This is a genomic window from Nitriliruptor alkaliphilus DSM 45188, assembly GCF_000969705.1.
In the GTDB taxonomy this organism is placed as follows: domain Bacteria; phylum Actinomycetota; class Nitriliruptoria; order Nitriliruptorales; family Nitriliruptoraceae; genus Nitriliruptor; species Nitriliruptor alkaliphilus.
In genome coordinates this window covers 2,535,549-2,553,954 of the sequence record NZ_KQ033901.1, presented here as the reverse complement: position 1 = coordinate 2,553,954, position 18,406 = coordinate 2,535,549, and the positions used below count along the sequence as shown (strand labels likewise).

Annotated in this window: 16 protein-coding genes; 3 read left to right on the top strand and 13 right to left on the bottom strand. The window is 73.3% G+C overall.

The genetic code is table 11. The annotated features are described in order from the left end of the window. Positions 1-53 precede the first annotated feature (53 nt). From rnc to NITAL_RS11885, 9 genes are all read right to left on the bottom strand, one after another. Positions 54-788 (bottom strand): ribonuclease III, encoded by a 735-nt coding sequence (gene rnc, locus NITAL_RS11925; protein ID WP_052666416.1) that lies wholly within the window; start codon positions 786-788, stop codon positions 54-56. 85 nt (positions 789-873) lie between these two features. Next, complete coding sequence (gene rpmF / locus NITAL_RS11920; protein ID WP_052666415.1) at positions 874-1,056, bottom strand: 50S ribosomal protein L32; 183 nt, start codon at positions 1,054-1,056, stop codon at positions 874-876. 79 nt (positions 1,057-1,135) lie between these two features. After that, on the bottom strand, positions 1,136-1,675 hold the full coding sequence (locus NITAL_RS11915) for a YceD family protein (RefSeq protein WP_052666414.1): 540 nt from the start codon (positions 1,673-1,675) through the stop codon (positions 1,136-1,138). A 248-nt stretch (positions 1,676-1,923) separates the two neighbouring features. Next, positions 1,924-2,442, bottom strand: a complete 519-nt coding sequence (locus NITAL_RS11910) for a hypothetical protein (RefSeq protein ID WP_052666413.1) — start codon at positions 2,440-2,442, stop codon at positions 1,924-1,926. Positions 2,443-2,521: 79 nt separating this feature from the next. Next, positions 2,522-3,022: a pantetheine-phosphate adenylyltransferase gene (coaD, locus tag NITAL_RS11905; protein WP_052666412.1), complete on the bottom strand. Its 501-nt coding sequence runs from the start codon at positions 3,020-3,022 to the stop codon at positions 2,522-2,524. Next, positions 3,019-3,579 carry a 16S rRNA (guanine(966)-N(2))-methyltransferase RsmD gene (rsmD, locus tag NITAL_RS11900; RefSeq protein WP_052666411.1) on the bottom strand — a complete coding sequence of 187 codons (561 nt, stop codon included), beginning with the start codon at positions 3,577-3,579 and terminating at the stop codon, positions 3,019-3,021. Before rsmD ends, coaD begins: the two co-directional genes overlap by 4 nt. Next, positions 3,576-3,968 carry a type II toxin-antitoxin system VapC family toxin gene (locus tag NITAL_RS11895; RefSeq protein WP_052666410.1) on the bottom strand — a complete coding sequence of 131 codons (393 nt, stop codon included), beginning with the start codon at positions 3,966-3,968 and terminating at the stop codon, positions 3,576-3,578. The genes rsmD and NITAL_RS11895 overlap by 4 nt, the downstream gene beginning before the upstream one ends. Beyond that, a complete protein-coding gene (locus NITAL_RS11890) occupies positions 3,965-4,225 on the bottom strand; it encodes an AbrB/MazE/SpoVT family DNA-binding domain-containing protein (RefSeq protein ID WP_052666409.1) in 261 nt (86 codons plus the stop codon). The genes NITAL_RS11895 and NITAL_RS11890 overlap by 4 nt, the downstream gene beginning before the upstream one ends. Positions 4,226-4,310: 85 nt before the next feature. Next, positions 4,311-6,524 (bottom strand): S9 family peptidase, encoded by a 2,214-nt coding sequence (locus NITAL_RS11885; RefSeq protein ID WP_169786827.1) that lies wholly within the window; start codon positions 6,522-6,524, stop codon positions 4,311-4,313. Positions 6,525-6,644: 120 nt separating this feature from the next. Between NITAL_RS11885 and NITAL_RS11880 the strand changes: the two genes are divergently transcribed. After that, the gene (locus tag NITAL_RS11880; protein ID WP_083441495.1) at positions 6,645-8,150 is read left to right on the top strand and encodes an MFS transporter; all 1,506 of its coding nucleotides are present in this window, start codon (positions 6,645-6,647) and stop codon (positions 8,148-8,150) included. A gap of 11 nt (positions 8,151-8,161) precedes the next feature. Here NITAL_RS11880 and NITAL_RS11875 read toward each other — a convergent pair whose 3' ends face one another. The 3 genes from NITAL_RS11875 to NITAL_RS11865 form a co-directional block, all read right to left on the bottom strand. Continuing rightward, positions 8,162-10,069 carry an acetoacetate--CoA ligase gene (locus NITAL_RS11875; protein ID WP_052669628.1) on the bottom strand — a complete coding sequence of 636 codons (1,908 nt, stop codon included), beginning with the start codon at positions 10,067-10,069 and terminating at the stop codon, positions 8,162-8,164. A 98-nt stretch (positions 10,070-10,167) separates the two neighbouring features. Next, positions 10,168-11,400, bottom strand: coding sequence for a fumarylacetoacetate hydrolase family protein (locus NITAL_RS11870; RefSeq protein ID WP_211262364.1), 1,233 nt, complete (start codon positions 11,398-11,400; stop codon positions 10,168-10,170). A 53-nt stretch (positions 11,401-11,453) separates the two neighbouring features. Further along, on the bottom strand, positions 11,454-12,650 hold the full coding sequence (locus tag NITAL_RS11865; RefSeq protein WP_083441494.1) for a winged helix DNA-binding domain-containing protein: 1,197 nt from the start codon (positions 12,648-12,650) through the stop codon (positions 11,454-11,456). A gap of 147 nt (positions 12,651-12,797) precedes the next feature. Between NITAL_RS11865 and NITAL_RS11860 the strand changes: the two genes are divergently transcribed. Then, positions 12,798-13,643, top strand: a complete 846-nt coding sequence (locus NITAL_RS11860; protein WP_083441493.1) for an ABC transporter ATP-binding protein — start codon at positions 12,798-12,800, stop codon at positions 13,641-13,643. Beyond that, the gene (locus NITAL_RS11855; protein WP_052666405.1) at positions 13,643-16,192 is read left to right on the top strand and encodes an ABC transporter permease; all 2,550 of its coding nucleotides are present in this window, start codon (positions 13,643-13,645) and stop codon (positions 16,190-16,192) included. Before NITAL_RS11860 ends, NITAL_RS11855 begins: the two co-directional genes overlap by 1 nt. 31 nt (positions 16,193-16,223) lie before the next feature. On the opposite strand, the gene recG is transcribed toward NITAL_RS11855, so the two are convergent. Then, complete coding sequence (gene recG, locus NITAL_RS11850; RefSeq protein WP_052666404.1) at positions 16,224-18,401, bottom strand: ATP-dependent DNA helicase RecG; 2,178 nt, start codon at positions 18,399-18,401, stop codon at positions 16,224-16,226. Positions 18,402-18,406 lie beyond the last annotated feature (5 nt).

Sequence of the window (18,406 nt, the reverse complement as noted above, 5' to 3'; positions counted from 1 at the left end):
GTGAAGCTAGCCGACAGGCCCCGGGGGCCGGGCCGGGTCCGAGGCGCTGCGCCTCAGCCCGGCGGTGTCGCGGGGTCGGCCGCATCGCCGTCGAGGCGGCCGTACGCCTCGCGCGCGGCGCGCTGCTCGGCCTCCTTCTTGTTGCGGCCCTCGCCGCGCCCCACCACCTCGCCGGCCACGATCACCTCGGCAGTGAACGTCTTCTCGTGGTCCGGCCCGGTGTCGGCGACCTGGTAGCGCGGCAGCGACGCGTACCGAGCCGCGGCCAGCTCCTGCAACGAGGTCTTGAAGTCGAGGGCTGCACCGCGGCCGGCGAGCTCGTCGAGCCGGGCCGAGAACAGCCGTTGCACGAGGTCGTAGGCGGTCGCGAAGCCCTGGTCGAGGTAGACCGCTCCGAGGACCGCCTCGAGCGTGTCGGCGAGGATCGAGTCCTTGTCGGCGCCCCCCGAGGCTGCTTCGCCCCGTCCGAGCTTGACGAACCGGCCGAGGCCGAGGCCCCGGGCGATCCCCGCCAGCGACCCCGTCTTGACCGCGGCCGACCGGACCTTGGCGAGCCGTCCCTCCTGCTCGGCCGGATGCGCGTGGAAGATCTCGTCGGTGACCACGAGCGCGAGCACCGCGTCCCCGAGGAACTCGAGGCGCTCGTTGGGGTCGACCGCGCCGTTCTCGAACGCCCAGGAGCGGTGCGTGAGCGCCTGTTCGAGCAGCCCGGGGTCGTCGAGGTGGACGTCGAGCAGGGCCGCGAGCTCGGCCGGTGGTGCCGGTGTCGACGCGGCGGGGCCGCTCACCGATGACCCTCGACACGCAGCTGCTGGCCCCGTGACGACGGGGCCAGCAGCGGACCGACCAGCCGCGTGAGCGGCCGGCGGATGGTCACGCCGTGGGCTCGGTCACGACCCGGCCGCCATAGGTGCCGCAGGTGGCGCACACCGTGTGGGGGCGGGTCGGCGCCTTGCACCGCGCGCAGGTGGTGATCGTCGGGGCGGCGGTACGCAGCCACTGCGCCTTGCGGTGGCGGGTCCGCGAGCGCGACAGCTTCCGCTTCGGGACGGCCATCGGTTCCTCCTTGAGCTCCCGGACGGATGCCGGGGCGGCTTGGGTGGTCCCAGGTGCGGGACCGGTCGGTCAGGTCAGGTCAGGTCTGGTCGCGCGGTAGGTCGAGCTCAGCGAGCTTGGCCCAGCGCGCGTCGGGTTCGGACTCCTCACCGTGGCCACAGTCCCGGGTGTTGCGGTCGGTCCCGCAGACCGGGCACAGGCCCTGGCAGTCCTCGCGACACAGGATCCGGGTGGGCAGGTCGATCACGACCGCGTCCCGCACGAGCGTCGACAGGTCGATCGCGGTGCGGTCGTCGACCAGCTCGTAGCCCGGGTCCTCGTCGGTGTCATCCTCGCGCTTGGTGGGGTCGAGGAACAACTCGGCCACCTCGAGCGTGCGGTCCGTCCCCTGCGGCTCGAGGCAGCGGGCGCACGGCAACACGAGCTCGACGTCGATGCGGCCCCGCACCAGGATGCCCTCGACGACCGAGTCGAGGTGCAGGTCGAGGCGGATCGGGTCCACGATGGCCTCGTCGGCCGGCCCCCACGGGTCCTGCCCGAACGCGTCGCGCGAGGCCGCGGCCGCGAAGGGCCGGGTCTCACCCGGGTGTCCGACCAGGTCGGTGACGGGGACGCGCACGAGCAGGACACCTCGGTTCTGGCGACGGAGTCTGGCGACGGAAGGTCTGGCGATGACGGTCGCGCGGGGCCGCTCGGGCCGGGCGGGGCACGGCGGCGCGGGAGGCGCGACGGAGGAGACAGGAACCGTCGCGCACACGGCGACGGCCGGCGACGGTACCAGGCGACCCAGCGCGCCCGCGCGCGGTGTGCACGTCACGTCGCACACCGGCGGGTCGGGTCAGCCGGCGGTGGTCCGCGAGCGGTGGGTCAGAGCTCGTCGAGGTCGGCCAGCTCCTCCTCGGCGAGCTGATCGGTGTCGAGCCGGCCGCGCAGCTTCTGCCGTCCGCGCTCGACCGCGGAGAGCGTCTTGTTGAGCACCACCTCGAAGTTGGCCAGCTTGGCGTCGACGTAGTCCTCGGCCTCGAGACGGATCTGCCGCGCGTGCTCCCGTGCCTCGTCCACGATCCGGGTCGCCTCGCGGTCGGCCGCCCGCACGATCTCCTGCTGGGCCACCAACCGGTCCCGCTCGGCCTTGCCGTCCTCGAGGATGTTGGCCGCGTCGCCCTCGGCCCGCTCGAGGATCTCGTCGCGCTCCTTGACCACCCAGCGCGCCTGGGTGAGCTCGTCGGGCATCGCCTCGCGGATGTCGGCCACCAGGCCGTCGACCTCGGCCCGGTTGAGCATGATGGAGGCGGACAGCGGCACGGTCTTGGCCTCGGCGACCAGCCGCTCGAGCTGGTGCAGCTTGGCCTCGACGTCGAGAGGCACGCCACGGGGATCGGACATCTGGAGGCTTTCCCGGGAGGGTGCGGGGTCGCTCCGAGGCACGAGGCGACGGAGCCGGAAGGTCGCGCGAGCCTACCGCTCAGGCTCCGGAGGTCTCGCGGGCGGGACCGTACTTCGCTCGCAGCGCGGCCTCGACGGCTGGTGGCACGGTGCCGGTCACCGGACCCTCCCAGCGGGCGATCTCCTTGATCAGGGAGCTCGACAGGAAGGAGTGCTCGGGGCTGGTGGACAGGAAGAGGGTCTCGACGCCACCCATCCGTTGGTTCATCTGCGCCATCTGGACCTCGTACTCGAAGTCGCTGACGGCCCGCAGACCCTTGACGATCACGTCGATGCCCCGCGTGGCACAGAAGTCGACCAGCAGCCCCTGGAAGCGGTCGACCTCGACGTTGTCGTGGCCGCCCGTCACCGCCTCGATCAGGCCGATGCGCTCCTCGACGGTGAACAGACCCTCCTTACGGGGGTTCTCGAGCACGGCGACCACCACGCGGTCGAAGCGGGCCGCCACCCGGTCGATGATGTCGAGGTGACCCATGGTGATCGGGTCGAAGCTGCCGGGTACGACGGCGGCGACGGTCACGGCGCGGTCCTGGCGTCGAGGCGGGCACGGTGCAAGGTGGTGTCACCGTAGCGACGCGGGTCATCGGGGCTGAGCCCGGCGGGCCACGTCGGGACGGGTTCACGCCTGCCCCGCTCGAGGGTGACGACCGCCTCCGGCGCGAGGTGGCGCACCAGCGCCTCGAGCAGTCGGGTCAGCTCGTCCTCGTCGGTGCGGTAGGGCGGGTCGGCGACCACCACGTCGAAGGGTGCATCGGTGAGCGACTCGGCCAGGACGAGGTGGACGTCACGTCCGATCACGGTCGCCCCCGGAAGGTCGACCGCGGCCAGGTTCGTCCGGAGCGCCTCGAGGGCGCGGCGGTCCTTCTCCACGAACGTCACCGCTGCGGCCCCGCGCGACAGCGCCTCCAGACCGAGCGCGCCGCTGCCCGCGTAGAGGTCGAGCACGTGCGCGCCGCCGAGCACCGGCTGGAGGGTGGAGAACCACGACTCCTTGACACGGTCCGAGGTCGGCCGGGTCCGGTCCCCCTTCGGCGCGACGAGCCGGCGGCCCTTGGCCACGCCCGCGATCACCCTCATCGGATGACCTCCACGTCGACGCCGAGATCCAGGTCCGCCCAGGCACGGTCGGCGGTCATCACCGGGAGGCCGAGGCGCAGTCCCACGGCGAGGCAGCACCGGTCGGCGAGCGACAGCCGGCCCGGTCGACCCGAAGCGTGCTCCGCCGCGCGGACCACCGCCTGGAGCTCGGCGTCGCGCTCGGTCACCGCGACCAGCTCGCACCCGAGCGCGCGCAGCTCGCCGGGGACCGGCTGTGGGTCCGCACCGGCGTCCACGTGCTTCGCGAGCACCTCGGCGAGGTTGACGACCGGCAGCCGGGCATCACCGATCGCCGCCGCGACCCGCTCGCTGCCGGCTTCGGCCTGCAACAGGGCGAGGACGGCCGAAGCGTCCAGGACGACGCTCACCGGCCGGCGTCCTCACGGGCCGCGTCCGATCGTCGCTCGGCGAGCAGTTCGTCGACCAACGAGACGCCCGGCGGGACGGCGGCACGCAGACGCGCCTGCATCCGCGCGAGCACCGCCTCGCGGGACTCGAGGATGAGCGCGCCGTCCTCGACGCGCGCGATGTACGTCGTGCCTTCCTCGGCCCCGAGCTCGTCGCGGATCTCTCGCGGCAGCACGAGCCGACCCTGGGTACCGAGCCGCACCTCGGCGGTCACCACGACCGATCTCCTGTGCCACGGGATCTCGACCGTACCACGGTCGGTCACTGCTGCCACGGTGCCACCGATCGAACCACGCGACGACTCAGACCGCCCCTGTGCGATCGAGGACGAAGGCGAGGACCTCGGCCTCGTCGCGCCAGGCGTCGTAGCGACCGCTGCGACCGCCGTGGCCGGCGCCCATCTGGGTCTTGAGCAGGAAGGGGCCGCCGCCGGTGGTGGTCGCGCGCAGCTTGGCGACCCACTTGGCCGGCTCCCAGTACTGGACCCGCGGATCGTTCAGGCCGGCGGTGACCAGCATCGCCGGGTAGGGCTCGGGCCGGACGTTGTCGTAGGGCGAGTAGGAGGCCATCACCTCGGCGAACTCCGGGTCCGTCGGATCGCCCCACTCGTCGTACTCGATGACGGTCAGCGGGATGGAGGCGTCCGACATGGTGGAGACCACGTCGACGAAGGGCACCTCGGCGACCGCAGCCGCGGCGACGTCCGGCCGCAGGTTCAGCACACCGCCCATCAAGAGGCCCCCCGCCGAGCCGCCGCGGATCGCGAGCCGGTCGCGGGCGGTGACCTTGCCCTCGACCAGGTGGTCGGCGCAGGCCACGAAGTCCGAGAAGCTGTTGGGCTTGGCGGCGAACTTGCCGTCCTCGTACCAGCGCCGGCCCATCTCACCACCGCCGCGGACGTGGGCGATCGCGAAGACCACCCCGCGGTCGAGCAGGGACAGCCGCGCCGCCGAGAAGGACGGGTCGAGCGAGATCTCGTACGCCCCGTAGCCGTACAGCAGGCAGGGAGCCGAGCCGTCGAGCGGCGTGTCGGCCCGCCGCACGAGCGAGATCGGCACCCGGGTCCCGTCGGGTGCGGTCGCCCAGTCCCGCCAGCTGACGTAGTCGTCCCGGTCGTACCCGCCGCGGACGCCCTGCTGCTTGACCACCTGCTTGGTCGCCAGCTTCGGGCGGTGGCCGTCGAGCGCGACGTCCACGATCTGGACCGGCGTGGTCATCGAGCCGTAGCCGTAGCGCAGGGTCCGGGTCGTGTACTCGGGGTTCGGTCCCATCCCGACCGACGAGACCTCCTCGTCGACCTCGAGGCGGTCCCCCTCCCCTGTCGCCGGGTCGAGCAGGCGCACCTGCGTGCGGGCCTCGGTGCGTTCGGCGATGACGAGGTGGTCGGCGAAGCAGGCCACCCCCTCGACACGGATGCCGGGCCGGTGCGGCACGAGCGGCTGCCACCGGGCCCTGGCCGCGGCGTCCGGATCGTCGGCCGTCGGCACGCTGGCGGTGACGACCTGGAAGTCCTCGGCGCCGTCGGCGTTGGTCACGATCACGAGGCGGTCGCGGGCCGGGTCGTGGTCGACGTCGTACTCCACGCCGGTCTCGCGAGCCGCCACCAGGACCGGCGCGGCCGACGGGTCGTGGGCGTCCAGCAGCCACGTCTCGGACGTGATCTTGCTGCCGGCCCCGATCGTCAGCATCGCGCGCGACCGGAGCTTGCCGATGCCGAGCCAGAACCGCTCGTCCGGCTCCTCGTGGACCAGCACGTCCTCGGAGGCGTCGGTACCGAGCACGTGACGCCAGATCTGGTGCGGCCGCCACGCGTCGTCGGTGATGGTGTAGAGGAACGCGGCGTCGTCCTCGAACCAGGCCAGCGAGTACCCGGCCCGCGGCACGATCTCGCCGGTGTCCTGGCCCGTCTCGAGGTCGCGGATGCGGATCTCGAAGACCTCGGACCCGGTGGTGTCCACCAGCCACGCCGCGTAGCGACCGGAAGGGCTGACGTGCAGCCCACCGAGGTTGAAGTGCTCGGCGTCGCCCGAACCCGCCCCAGGGGCGAGGCGACCTGCCTCGAGGTTCTCGTCGAGGATGATCTGCTCGTCGTCCGGGGGCGACAGCGGGTCGACGGCGCGTCGCAGCTCGATCGGCACGTCCGCGACGTCCGCGTCGACGTACTCGTCCGGCACGGGTCGGCGGCAGTGCACCGGGTACTGCTTCCCGGCCAGCGTGCGCCGGTAGTAGGCCCAGCCGCGGCGCAGCGTCGGTGCGGAGGCATCGTCCTCCTCGATGCGGCTCTTGATCTCGGTGAAGACGGTCTCGACCAGATCCGTGAGGGGGTCGAGGTAGGCCTTGGCGTGCTCGTTCTCGGCCTCGAGGTAGGCGGTGACCGCGGGATCCTCGCGGTCACGGAGCCAGAAGTACGGGTCGTCGACCGCCCCACCGAGCCGCTCGAGGGTGTGGGGTCGCCGTTCGGCGAAGGGGGGCGCCACCGCTCGGTCGGGGTGCGAAGGATCGTGGGCGACGGTCACGGCGGCTCCGGGGCGGTCGGTGGGCAGCGGCGCGGGCGCCACGTGCCGACGGGCGGCGTCGGAGCGTACGCACGGCTCAGGTCCGCGGCGCGGAACGTGACGAGCGGCGACGCTGCTCCCGTGTCGACCGCCGCCGCTCCCGCCGACCGGCTCCGCCTCTCCGAGGCGGCGGGGCGCAGCGCGCTCGTGGCCGTCGTGTTCGGGTCCGCGGTCGTGCTCCTCAACGCCACCGTGGTCAACGTCGCGCTCCCCACCCTCGGACGCGATCTCACGGCGGACCTGGCCGACCTCCAGTGGGTGGTCAACGCCTACCTCGTGACGCTGTCTGCGCTGCTCCTCCTCGGCGGCACGCTGGGAGACCGCTTCGGTCGACGCCGGATCTACGTCATCGGGCTCGTGGCCTTCGCCGTCACCTCGGCGCTGTGCGCGCTGGCGCCCTCGCTCGGCTGGCTCGTGGCCGGCCGTGCGCTGCAGGGGGCCGCCGGCGCGCTCGTGACCCCCGGCAGCCTGGCGATCATCCAGGCCAGCTTCGCCCCCTCGGACCGGCCCGCCGCGATCGGGCGGTGGTCCGCGTTCGGCGGCGTCGGGGCGGCCGCCGGTCCGGTCGTCGGCGGGTGGCTCGTCGACGTCGCCGGGTGGCCGGCGGTGTTCTGGCTCGTGGTCCCGCTGTCGCTGGTCTCGGCCGCACTCGCGCTCCGGGTCGTGCCGGAGACCGTCGATCCGCGGGCGCGCGACCACCCCCTCGACCTGGCCGGAGCCGCGGTGATCACCGTGGCGCTGGCCGCCGGCTCGTTCGCCCTCCTGCGCGCCAGCGACGGGATGGACGCCACCGCCTGGCTGGCCGCAGGTCTGGCGGTGGTCGCCCTGCTCTCGCTGCACCCGATCGAGCACGCCGCCGCTGCGCCCGTCGTCCCACCGGCGCTGCTGCGGCGCCGGACGTTCGTGGCGGCGAACGCGGTGACCTTGGTGGTCTACGCGGCGCTCGGCGGCGTCTTCTTCCTGCTCGTGGTCCACCTGCAGACCGCGCTCGGCTACCGCGCCGTCCAGGCCGGCGCGGCCACCCTCCCCGTGACCGTGCTCCTGCTGCTCCTGTCCGGCCGCGCCGGCGCTCTGGCGCAACGCGTCGGTCCGCGACGACCGCTCACCGCCGGTGCCCTGGTCCTGGCGGTCGGGATGCTGCTCCTCGGGACCGTCGGCACGGGCGACGGCTACGTCACGGGTGTCCTGCCCGGCGTCGTGGTGTTCGGGCTGGGGCTGAGCCTCATCGTCGCGCCGGTGACCGCGACGGCCCTGGCCGGGGCGCCGGACGAGCAGGCGGGCGTCGCGAGCGCGGTCAACAACGCGGTGTCCCGGACGGCGCAGCTGCTGGCGGTCGCGATCCTGCCGCTCGCGGCCGGCCTCGCCGGTGACGCCTACGACGACCCGGCCGCGATGGCGGCGGGCTTCCCCATCGCCATGCGTCTCACCGCGGCGCTGGCGGTCCTCGGCGGCGCCGTGGCGTGGCTGCTCCTGCGCGACGACGCCTTGGCGACCTCCGAGCTCGATGCGCCGCCGGTGACGTGCCCGCTCGACGGCCCCCCGCCGCTGGAGCGCACGATCGGCCAGCCGGCGCCTCCGACCGACTGACACCCACGGTGTCACCCCGGTGCGGCCAGCTCCACGAACGGGTCGAGGGCCGTCGGGTCCTGCATCGCACCGGGGTTGGCGACGACCTCGAGGGGTTCTCCCTCGAGCAGCCGCTTGGCGGGGACCTCCATCTTCTTGCCGGAGATGGTCCGCGGGACGGCGGGGACGGCCTGGACGACGTCCGGGACGTGACGGGGCGACAGGCCCCTGCGGATCGCGGCCGCCAAGCTCCGGCGCAGGTCGTCGTCGAGGTCGGTCCCCGGGTCGAGGACGACGAACAACCACAGCGTGCCCGGCCCACCGTCGGCGTCGTCCTGGTGGACCACGAGGCTGTCGGCCACGCCCGGCACGTCCTCGACCACGGCGTAGAACTCGCTGGTGCCCATCCGGACCCCACCACGGTTGAGGGTGGCGTCGGACCGGCCGGTGATGACCATGGTCCCGCGCTCGGCGGTGACCTCGAGCCAGTCGCCGTGGCGCCACACCCCTGGGAAGTCCTCGAAGTACGCGGCGCGGTAGCGCGAACCGTCCTCGTCCCCCCAGAACCCGACCGGCATCGACGGCAACGGCCGGGTGATGACCAGCTCACCACGCTGGCCGACGACCGGTCGGCCCTCCCGATCGAAGGCCTGCACGTCGGCCCCCAGGCACGCGCCGGGGATCTCCCCGGCGTGCACCGGCAGCAGCGGTGCACCGGCCACGAACGCGCTGCACACGTCGGTCCCACCCGAGGCGCTGGTGAGGAGCACGTCGTCCTTGACGTGCTCGTAGACCCACGCGAACCCCTCGGGTGGCAACGGCGCACCCGTGGACCCGACGCTGCGCAGCGCCGACAGGTCCAGGTCCGCGCCCGGGGTCAGTCCCGCCTTGCGGCTGGCCATCAGCAGCGGCGCGCCCACCCCGAACACCGTGCACCCGGTCTCGGCCGCCAACCGCCAGAGCGTCATCAGGTCCGGGTGACCCGGGTCGCCGTCGAAGGTGACCACCGTGGCGCCGACGAGGAGGCCCGACACCAGGTAGTTCCACATCATCCACCCGGTCGTGGTGAACCAGCAGAACACCTCCCCCTCACCGAGGTCGTGGTGCAGACCCAGGATCTTGAGGTGCTCGAGCAGGATCCCTCCGTGGCCGTGCACGATCGCCTTCGGCAACCCCGTGGTCCCCGAGCTGTACAGCACGTACAACGGGTGGTCGAACGCCACCGGCTCGAACGTCAGGTCGGCAGCTTCGGCCGTCAGCTCCGCCCAGGTGTGCACGTCGGGGAAGCGGTCCTCGTCGACGGTCGCGTCGAGGTAGGGCAGCAGCACCGTCGCACGCAGGGTCGGCAGCGCCTCACGGATCCTGGCGACCTCGTCGGCCCGGTCGATGTCCTTGGTCCCGTACCGGTACCCGTCCACCACCAACAGCACGGTCGGCTCGATCTGGCGCACCCGATCGACCACCGCGGTCACCCCGAACTCTGGCGCACACGAGGACCACACCGCACCGATGCTCGCGCACGCCAGGAACGCCACCATCGTCTCGGGCACGTTCGGCAGGTAGCCCACCACCCGATCGCCCGACCCGACCCCGAGCCGCCGGAGACCAGCCGCGACACGGGCGACCTGATCGGCCAGCTCGTCGCGCGTCAGGGTCACCTCGTCTCTGGTCTGACCGCGCCCCACGATCGCGGCCTGGTCCCCGCGGCGGCGCAGCGCCTGCTCGGCGTAGTTGAGCCGCGCTCCGGGGAACCACACCGCCCCCGGCATCGAGGCATCCGCCAGGACGGCCGTCGGCGGGGTGGAGAACCGCACCTCGAACTGGTCGGCCACCTCGGCCCAGAACGTGTCCAGGTCCGCCACCGACCACGCGTGCGCCTCGGCGTAGGTCGGCAGCGACAGGCCGTGCCGCTCCTCGACCCGATCGAGGAACCGCCCCATCCGGGAGGTCGCCCGCGCATCCGGCGGCGGCTCCCACAGCAGCTGGCCCGCCTCCACCTCACCCACGTCGCGCTCCCTTCCTGGTCCGCGTCGCGACGCTAGCGGTCGCTCCGGGGGTCGCTGCCGGCCGCGGGCGCGATGCGTCCGCTGACCTCACCGAGGGGCACGACCGCACCGTCGACCCCCGGGGCCGTGCCCCGGATGATCACCGAGTCCCCGTCGTGCAGGCCGTCGCGGCGCGAGCCACCGGCGACGACCACATCCTCGGTCCACCCCCAGGTGAGCTCGAGCAGGCTGCCGCGTTCCTCGCGGGTCGGGCCGGACACGGTGCCCGACGCGTAGAGGTCCCCGGAACGCAGGCAGGCCCCGTTGCTCGTCAGGTGCGCGAGCTGCTGCGCCGGTGTCCACCGCAGCCCCGCCGCGTGCGGGGTGGCGACCACCGTGCCGGCCTGCCCGTCCGGAGCGATCGCCAGCTCGAGGTCGATCGCGTAGCCGTCCCCCGCTGGTGCGAGGTGGTGGGCGGGCGGCACCGGCGGGTCGGGTGGGGGGATGCGGGCGTGCTCGAGCGCGGCGAGCGGCACGATCCAGGGGGCGACCGACGTCGCGAACGACTTGCCGAGGAACGGGCCGAGCGGCACGTACTCGAACGCCTGCAGGTCGCGTGCGCTCCAGTCGTTGACCAGCACCGCCCCGAACACGTGATCCGCGAAGGCCGTCGTCGGCACCGTCGTGCCGAGGTCGCTGCCGACGCCGACGACCCAGCCGAGCTCGACCTCGAGGTCCAGGTGGCGGCTCGGGCCGCTGACCACCTCGCCCGAGCTGCGGTCGCGCCGGAGCCCCGTCGGCCGCACCACCTCGGTGCCCGAGACCACGACCGTGCCGGCGCGGCCGTGGTAGCCGATCGGCAGGTGGTCCCACGCGGCCGGCAGCTGCGGGGCGTCCGGTCGGAAGATCCGCCCCACGTTCCGCGCGTGGTCGCGCGAGCTGTAGAAGTCGACGTAGTCGGCGACCGTCCACGCGAGCACCGGCTGCACGTCGGCGAGTGGGCGTCGCAGCGGCGCGATCCGATCCGCGGCAGCCGGGTCGTGGAGCAGGTCGAGGAGCCGGGCCCGCAGGCCCGACCACGCGTCGGGACCGGCAGCCAGCAACCGGTCGAGCGTCGGGTGGTCGAGGGTCGCCAGCGGATCGTCGAACGCCCCGTCGAGCAGTCCGGCCCGCGCCGCACCGGCGAGGTCGATCGCGTCGCCGCCCACGGCGGTCGCCGGCCGCGGCGGACCGTCGCCGGTGCGCACCACCCCGTACGGCAGGGTCGTCGCTGGCCAGTGCGTCACGCCGCCTCCCATCGGTCGTCGGCGACGCTACCGCCGGCCACCACGCCTCGCGGTCAGGCGGTGAGCTCACGCTCCAGCGGCGTGCGGAACCGGGGGGTGACCGGTGTGCCCGCGAGCCAGGTGGTCAGCGCGGCCGCCTCGCGTTCCACCGCTGCCGCCGCGTCGGCACCGACGTCCTCGAGGAGCCGGTGGACGACCGTGCCGTCGCCGCGGACCGCCCACCCGCCGACGACGCGACCGTCGAGCCACACCGTCGGACCGACGTTGCCGTTCCGGTCGTACAGCTGGGTCGCGGCCACCCCGTCGACCGCGCCGAGGTACCAGTCACGCTGCTTCCAGCCCATCGGCGTGGGGTCGAGCGCCGGGAGCAGGGTCACCACACCGCCCTGATCCGGGTCGGTCGCGACCTCGTCGCCGGGCAGGATCCACGCCTCGCCCCCGTCCTCGAGGGTGACGGCGCGGGCGTCGACGGCGGTCAGCGCCGCGGTCGCCTGGCGGGCGGTCCAGCCCGACCACCAGCGCAGGTCGGTCAGCGTCGCGGGACCGTGGGTGGCCAGGTACCGCCCGGTGAGCGCGGCACGACCGTCGCCGGGGTCCTCGATGCGGGCGGGTCGTGATCCGAACCAACGCTCGGTGTCCGCCCAGCGGTACTGGCTCGACCGCCAGGTACCTGCCGGCGCAGCGCGGACGATCACTCCCTCCATGGCGAGGACGAACAGCAGCCGTGACGACACCGGCGCTCGCTGTACCCACCGGCCGGAACCGAGCGTGACCTCGGTGGCGAGGGCGGGGACCGCGGCGGTCAGCCCGGTCGTCGCGCGAGGCACCCCGTCAGCCAGCACCGCCAGGACCTGCGTCGCGGCCTCCTCGAGCCAGCCCGGCACCGCGTCGGCGCCCAGCTCCGCGGCGAGCCAGCCCTCGAGCCTGCGCCGCTCCCTGGCAGCCACGTCCCGGCCCGCCGCAGCCTCGAGCACGACGGCGTCCGCGACCGTCGCGACGAACAGCGTGCGCCGGACGGCGTGCAACCGCCACAGGGTCCGGTCCTCGTACAGCGGAGCCGCGATCGCGTTACGGGTCACCCCCGCCACCCGGGCACGGACACCGAGGAACGGCGTGGCCGGATCGGACGCGTGCATCGCGATGACCGCCGCGACCGCGGCGACCGCATCGGCGGCCGACCCGTCGAGGTGGTGTCTGCGCACAAGCCGCGCGCGGCGCTGCGCGTCCGTGACGCGGGGCACGGCAGGCATCGCGTGGGCTCGCTGGATCGACGCGGTGGGACGTTACTCGGCGCGTCCGAGTGCGGGCCTCATCCTCCGGGATGACCCCCAGATCCACCCTGAGGGGACGACGCGGTACCGGGCGGTACGTAAGGTCGGGCGTCGACGGCCCCGCGGATGCTCGGGGCCCACCGACCGGAAGAGCTCGACGTGACCGCTCCGAGCAGCACCGTTCTCCCCGCCACCACCACCGACCCAGCCGTCCGCGTCACCGGCGCGGTCAAGGTCTACGGCGAGGGCGCGACCGAGGTCCGCGCCCTCGACGGCGTGGACCTGGAGGTCCCTCGCGGGCAGTTCCTCGCCATCATGGGCCCCTCGGGATCGGGCAAGTCGACCCTCCTGCACTGCGCCGCGGGACTCGACCGGCTCACCTCCGGTTCCGTCGAGATCGACGGGGTCCGGACCGATGAACTCTCGGACCGTCGGCTGACCAGGCTCCGGCGCGAGCAGGTCGGGTTCGTGTTCCAGAGCTACAACCTGGTCCCGACCCTGACCGCGGCCGAGAACATCACGTTGCCGCTCGACCTGGCCGGCGCCGACGTCGATCGGGCCTGGTACGACCAGATCACCGCCACGCTCGGGCTCGGGGACCGGCTCCACCACTCCCCCGCGGAGCTGTCGGGTGGCCAGCAGCAGCGTGTCGCCGCCGCACGCGCCCTCGTCACGCGACCTGCCGTGGTCTTCGCCGACGAGCCGACCGGTGCGCTCGACTCCCGTTCCGGCGCCGAGTTGCTCGGTTTCCTCCAGGACGCGGCACGGACCGCGGGCCAGACCGCCGTCATGGTCACCCACGACCCTGCCGCCGCCAGCTACGCCGACCGGCTGTTGTTCCTCGCTGACGGCCGTGTCGTCGACGAGATGACCGCCCCGACGGCGGACGCGATCCTCGACCGGATGAAGCGGTTCGAGGCCGACGAGCACACCCCGGGGACCGGCGACGCCGGCGCCCTGGGGGACCGCTGATGTTCCGCGTCGCGGTCAAAGGGCTGCTCGGCCACAAGCTCCGCTTCTTCCTGACGACCCTGGCGGTCGTGCTCGGCGTGACCTTCATCTCGGGCGCCTTCGTGCTGACCGACTCGATGGAGGGTGCCTTCGACGACCTGCTCGGGACCGTGTACGAGACCGCAGACGTCTACGTCCGCGCGGGAGCGAGCTTCGACATCTCCGCCGCCGAGTTCGAGGCCGGCGGCCGGCCCACCCTCGACGAGCGGCTCGGTGACGACCTCGTCGCCATCGCCGGCGTCGCCGACGTGGTCCCCGGCGTCGAGGGTCCCGCCACCTTCATCGACCCCACCGGCGAGCCCGTCGTCAGCCACGCCCCGTCGTTCGGCTTCAACTGGAGCGACACCGCCAACCCGTTGACCCTGCGGGAGGGCCGTGAGCCTCGCTCGGCCGGGGAGGTGACGATGGACGTCAGCACCTTCGAGGCTCACGACTTCGAACTCGGCAGCGAGGTCGACGTCGCGGCGCCCCAGGGCATCACGAGCTTCACCCTCGTCGGCGTGACCGGTTTCGGCGATTCCGACAACCTCCTCGGTGCGACGATCGCGACCTTCACGATCGAGGACGCCCAGGACCTGTTCGACAAGGCGGGGCAGATCGACGAGTTCGCCCTGATCGGCGACGGGTCCCGTGACCCGGCGGCGCTGCGTGAGACCGTCGCCGCCGCGGTGCGCGACCTCGGCGTCGACGCGGAGGTCACGACCGCCACGGATCGGGCCGCCGACGAGTCCGCCGAGATCGGCGAGGCGCTGGGGTTCCTGACCACCGTCCTGCTCGCCTTCGCCGGTATCGCCCTCTTCGTGGGATCCTTCCTGATCGCCAACACCTTCTCGATCATCGTCGCCCAGCGATCGCGCGAGTTCGCGCTGCTCCGGGCCGTCGGAGCATCGAGCCGGCAGGTCCGCACCGCCGTCCTGTTCGAGGCGCTGCTCGTCGGCGTCGTCGCCTCGACGATCGGTCTGCTGCTCGGGATCGGGTTCGCGCGGCTCCTGCCGGTCCTGCTCGAAGCTGCGGGGATGTCGCTGCCCGCCGGGGGCACGGTCCTCGCCGCCCGCACGATCGTGGCGTCCTACCTCGTCGGGGTCGTGGTCACCGTCGCCGCCTCGATCCTGCCGGCACGGCGGGCCAGCCGGGTCGCGCCGGTGGAGGCGATGCGTGGTGCCGCGACCGCGCCATCAGCCTCGCTCACCCGCCGAACCATCACCGGCGCCGTCCTCGCTGTCGGTGGCGGGGCGCTCCTCGTCGTCGGTCTGACCGGCCAGGTCCCGCAACCGCTCGCCGTCGTGGGGCTCGGCGCAGCGCTCGCCTTCATCGGCGTGTCGCTCCTGGCCCCGCTGCTGGCCGATCCGCTCGCCCGCGTCCTGGGGGCTGGCCCGGCTCGTCTGTCGGTACCGGGCCGGATCGCCCGCGGCAACGCCCGGCGCGATCCGCGCCGGACCGCGTCGACCGCCTCGGCGCTGATGATCGGGCTCGCGCTGGTGTCCGCGGTCTCGATCCTGACCGCCTCCGTGCAGGGAGCGGTGGCCGACACCCTCAACGACCAGCTCCGGGCCGACTTCATCGTCCAGCAGGGCGGCGGTGCGATGCCCCCACAGCCGATGCCCACGTCGGTGGGTGAGGACCTCGCCACGGACCCGGCCATCGGCGCGGTCACGCCGTTGCGCATGGCCCAGGCGTCGGACGGGGAGGACGTGCTCACCCTCGTCGCCGTCGACGTCGCCGTCGTCGAAGACCTGATCGCGCTGGGTGACACCTCGGGCGACCTCACCGCCCTCGGTGCCCGGCAGATCGCGTTGCTCGAGGACGTCGCGACGTCACGCGACCTCGGCGTGGGTGACGAGCTCACCCTGACGTTCCGCGACGGCACCGAGGTGGCCTACGAGGTGGCGGTCCTGTACGCCACCTCGGACCTGGTCGGCACGGGCTACCTGCTGTCGCTCGAGGGGCTGGCCGAGGGGACGACGCGTGGGGTCGATCTCGCGCTGCTCGCCAGCGCCGACGGCGACCTCGCGTCCGCACGGGCTGCCATCGACGACGCGGTCGCGGTGGCACCCGGCGCCCGCGTCGAGGACCAGGCGGAGTTCCGTGAGGCGCAGGAGGCGTCGATCGACACCGTCCTGAACCTGATGCTCGGACTGCTGCTCCTGGCGATCATCATCGCGCTGCTCGGGATCACCAACACCCTGGCCCTGGCGGTCATCGAACGCACCCGCGAGATCGGGCTGCTGCGTGCCGTCGGCATGGAGCGGAGGCAGACCCGTCGGATGGTGCTGTGGGAGTCGGTGATCGTGGCCGGTTTCGGCGCGGTGCTCGGCATCGCGGTCGGCACGTTCCTCGGCTGGGCCGTCGTCCAGGCCCTGGCCGACGAGGGTGTGCAGCGGCTGGTGCTGCCGGGCGGTCAACTGATCGCCTACGCCGTGGTCGCCGTCATCGCCGGCGTGATCGCCGCGGTCTTCCCCGCCTGGCGGGCGTCGCGCCTCGACGTCCTGAAGGCGGTCACCGTCGAGTGACGCCGTCGCGGCGCTCCGGGCTCGGCGCGGGTCAGCCGGTCTGGAGCGCCGCGAACGCCTCGAGCCCACCCTCGTAGCGGCGCAGGACCTCGGCCCGCATCCGGGGGTGGTCGGTCAGGTCCGGGTCGGCGGCGACCACCGCCCGTGCCCGCTCACGGGCGAGGGCGATGGTGGCCTCATCGCGGCGGAGGTCGGCGACCTTGAGGTCGGGCATCCCGCTCTGGGCCTTGCCGAACAGCTGTCCCGCGCCCCGGATGCCGAGGTCGGTCTCGGCGAGCACGAACCCGTCGGTGGTGGCCGCAACCGCCTCGAGCCGCTCCTTCGCGTCGTCGGTGAGCTCGCCGTGCCACCCGGCGAACAGCACGCAGTACGAAGTACCGCCACCGCGGCCGACCCGACCCCGCAACTGATGCAGCTGGCTGATGCCGAAGCGTTCGGCGTCCTCGATCACCATGACGGTGGCCTCGGGCACGTCGACGCCGACCTCGATGACCGTCGTCGACACCAGGACCTGCGCCTCGCCCGAACGGAACCGCGCCATCGCCGACTCCTTGGCGTCCGGTCGCATGCGGCCGTGCACCAGCGCGACCTCGAGGTCGGGGAAGACGTCGGTCGACAGGTGGGCGTGGTGATCGGTGACGTTGGTCGCCTCGACCTCCCCCTCCTCGACGAGCGGACAGACCACGTACGCCCGGCGGCCGGCCTTCGCCTCGTCCCGGATGAAGGCGTACAGCCCAGCTCGACGCGGCGCCTGATCCGGGGTGATCAGCGTGGTCTTGATCGGCTCACGACCAGGCGGGAGCTCGTCGAGCACGGTCACGTCGAGGTCGCCGTAGAGGGTCAGCGCGAGGGACCGCGGGATGGGCGTGGCCGTCATCACGAGCACGTCGGGCAGGACCTCGCGCCCGTCGCCGTCGCCAGCCTTCTCCTTGAGCTGCACCCGCTGCGACACGCCGAACCGGTGCTGCTCGTCGATGACGACCACCCCGAGGTCGGCGAACCGCACCCCCTCCTCGAGCAGCGCGTGCGTGCCGACGACGATGTCCACGTCCCCGGTCAGCAGCTCGCCGAGCACCCGGCGTCGGTGCGCCACCCCGGACGAGCCAGTCAGCAGCTCGATGCGCAGCCCGTCGAGGACGTTGACCCCGAGCGGCGCGAGCAGCTCGGTGAGGGTGCGGTGGTGCTGCTCGGCCAGGACCTCGGTCGGGACCATCAGGGCGGCCTGCCGCCCGTGGTCGACGGCGTTCAGCAGCGACCAGACGGCGACCACCGTCTTGCCCGACCCGACGTCGCCCTGGAGCAGGCGGTGCATCGGGCGGCTGCTGCGCAGGTCCTCGGCGATCTCGGCGAAGGCCCGCTGCTGGGCTCCCGTCGGCTCGAACGGCATGGTGCGCAGGAACTCGTCGCCGTGGCCGAGATCGACGGGCGAGTTGTCCAGACCGACGGTCCCGGCTTCGAGGTGGGCGCGCCGCCACTGGAGACCGAGCTGGAGGGCGAACAGCTCGTCGAAGACGAGCCGTCGGCGGGCCGCCCGGGCGGTCTCGCGGTCGGGCGGCAGGTGGTGCTGGCGGAGCGCGTCGTCGAGGGTGAGCAGGTCGAGCTCATCGAGCCACGCGTCCGGCAACCAGTCAGGGATCGGAGGCAGGCCGTCCAGGGCGTGCTCGACCAGCGGCACGATCTTGAACGACGGGAGATCGGCGACCGCCGGGTACACCGGCAGCAGGCGCTGGTGCTCGAGCGCGGACAGGTCGTCGGGGACGCCGGCGCCCGCGCCACCCCGGACGCGGCCGAGGACCTGGGTGTCGGGGTTGGAGACCTTCAGGGCGCTGCGGAAGCGTTCGACCTTGCCCGAGAACGCGGCGACCGTGCCCTCCGGCAGCTGGCGGCGGCGCCACTCCTGGTTGAAGAACGTGGCCTCGAAGTTGGCGCCAGACGCCTGGCGGACGCGGGCGACCGCGATGGTCAGGGTGCGGCGTCCCTTCGGGATGCGCCGGATGCTCCAGTCCGTGATGGTGCCGATGAGGGTGGCAGGTTCACCGACGGCCACCTCCGACAGGTCGAGCACCTCACCCGCGTCGTGGTGCTTGCGTGGGTGGTGCTCGAGCAGGTCGTGGACCGTGCGGATGCCGAAGTGCTTGCGCAGCCGGGACGCGACCGTCGAGGACACCCCCGGCACGGCCGAGACCGGATCGTCCAGCGTCAGCTGCACCGGCT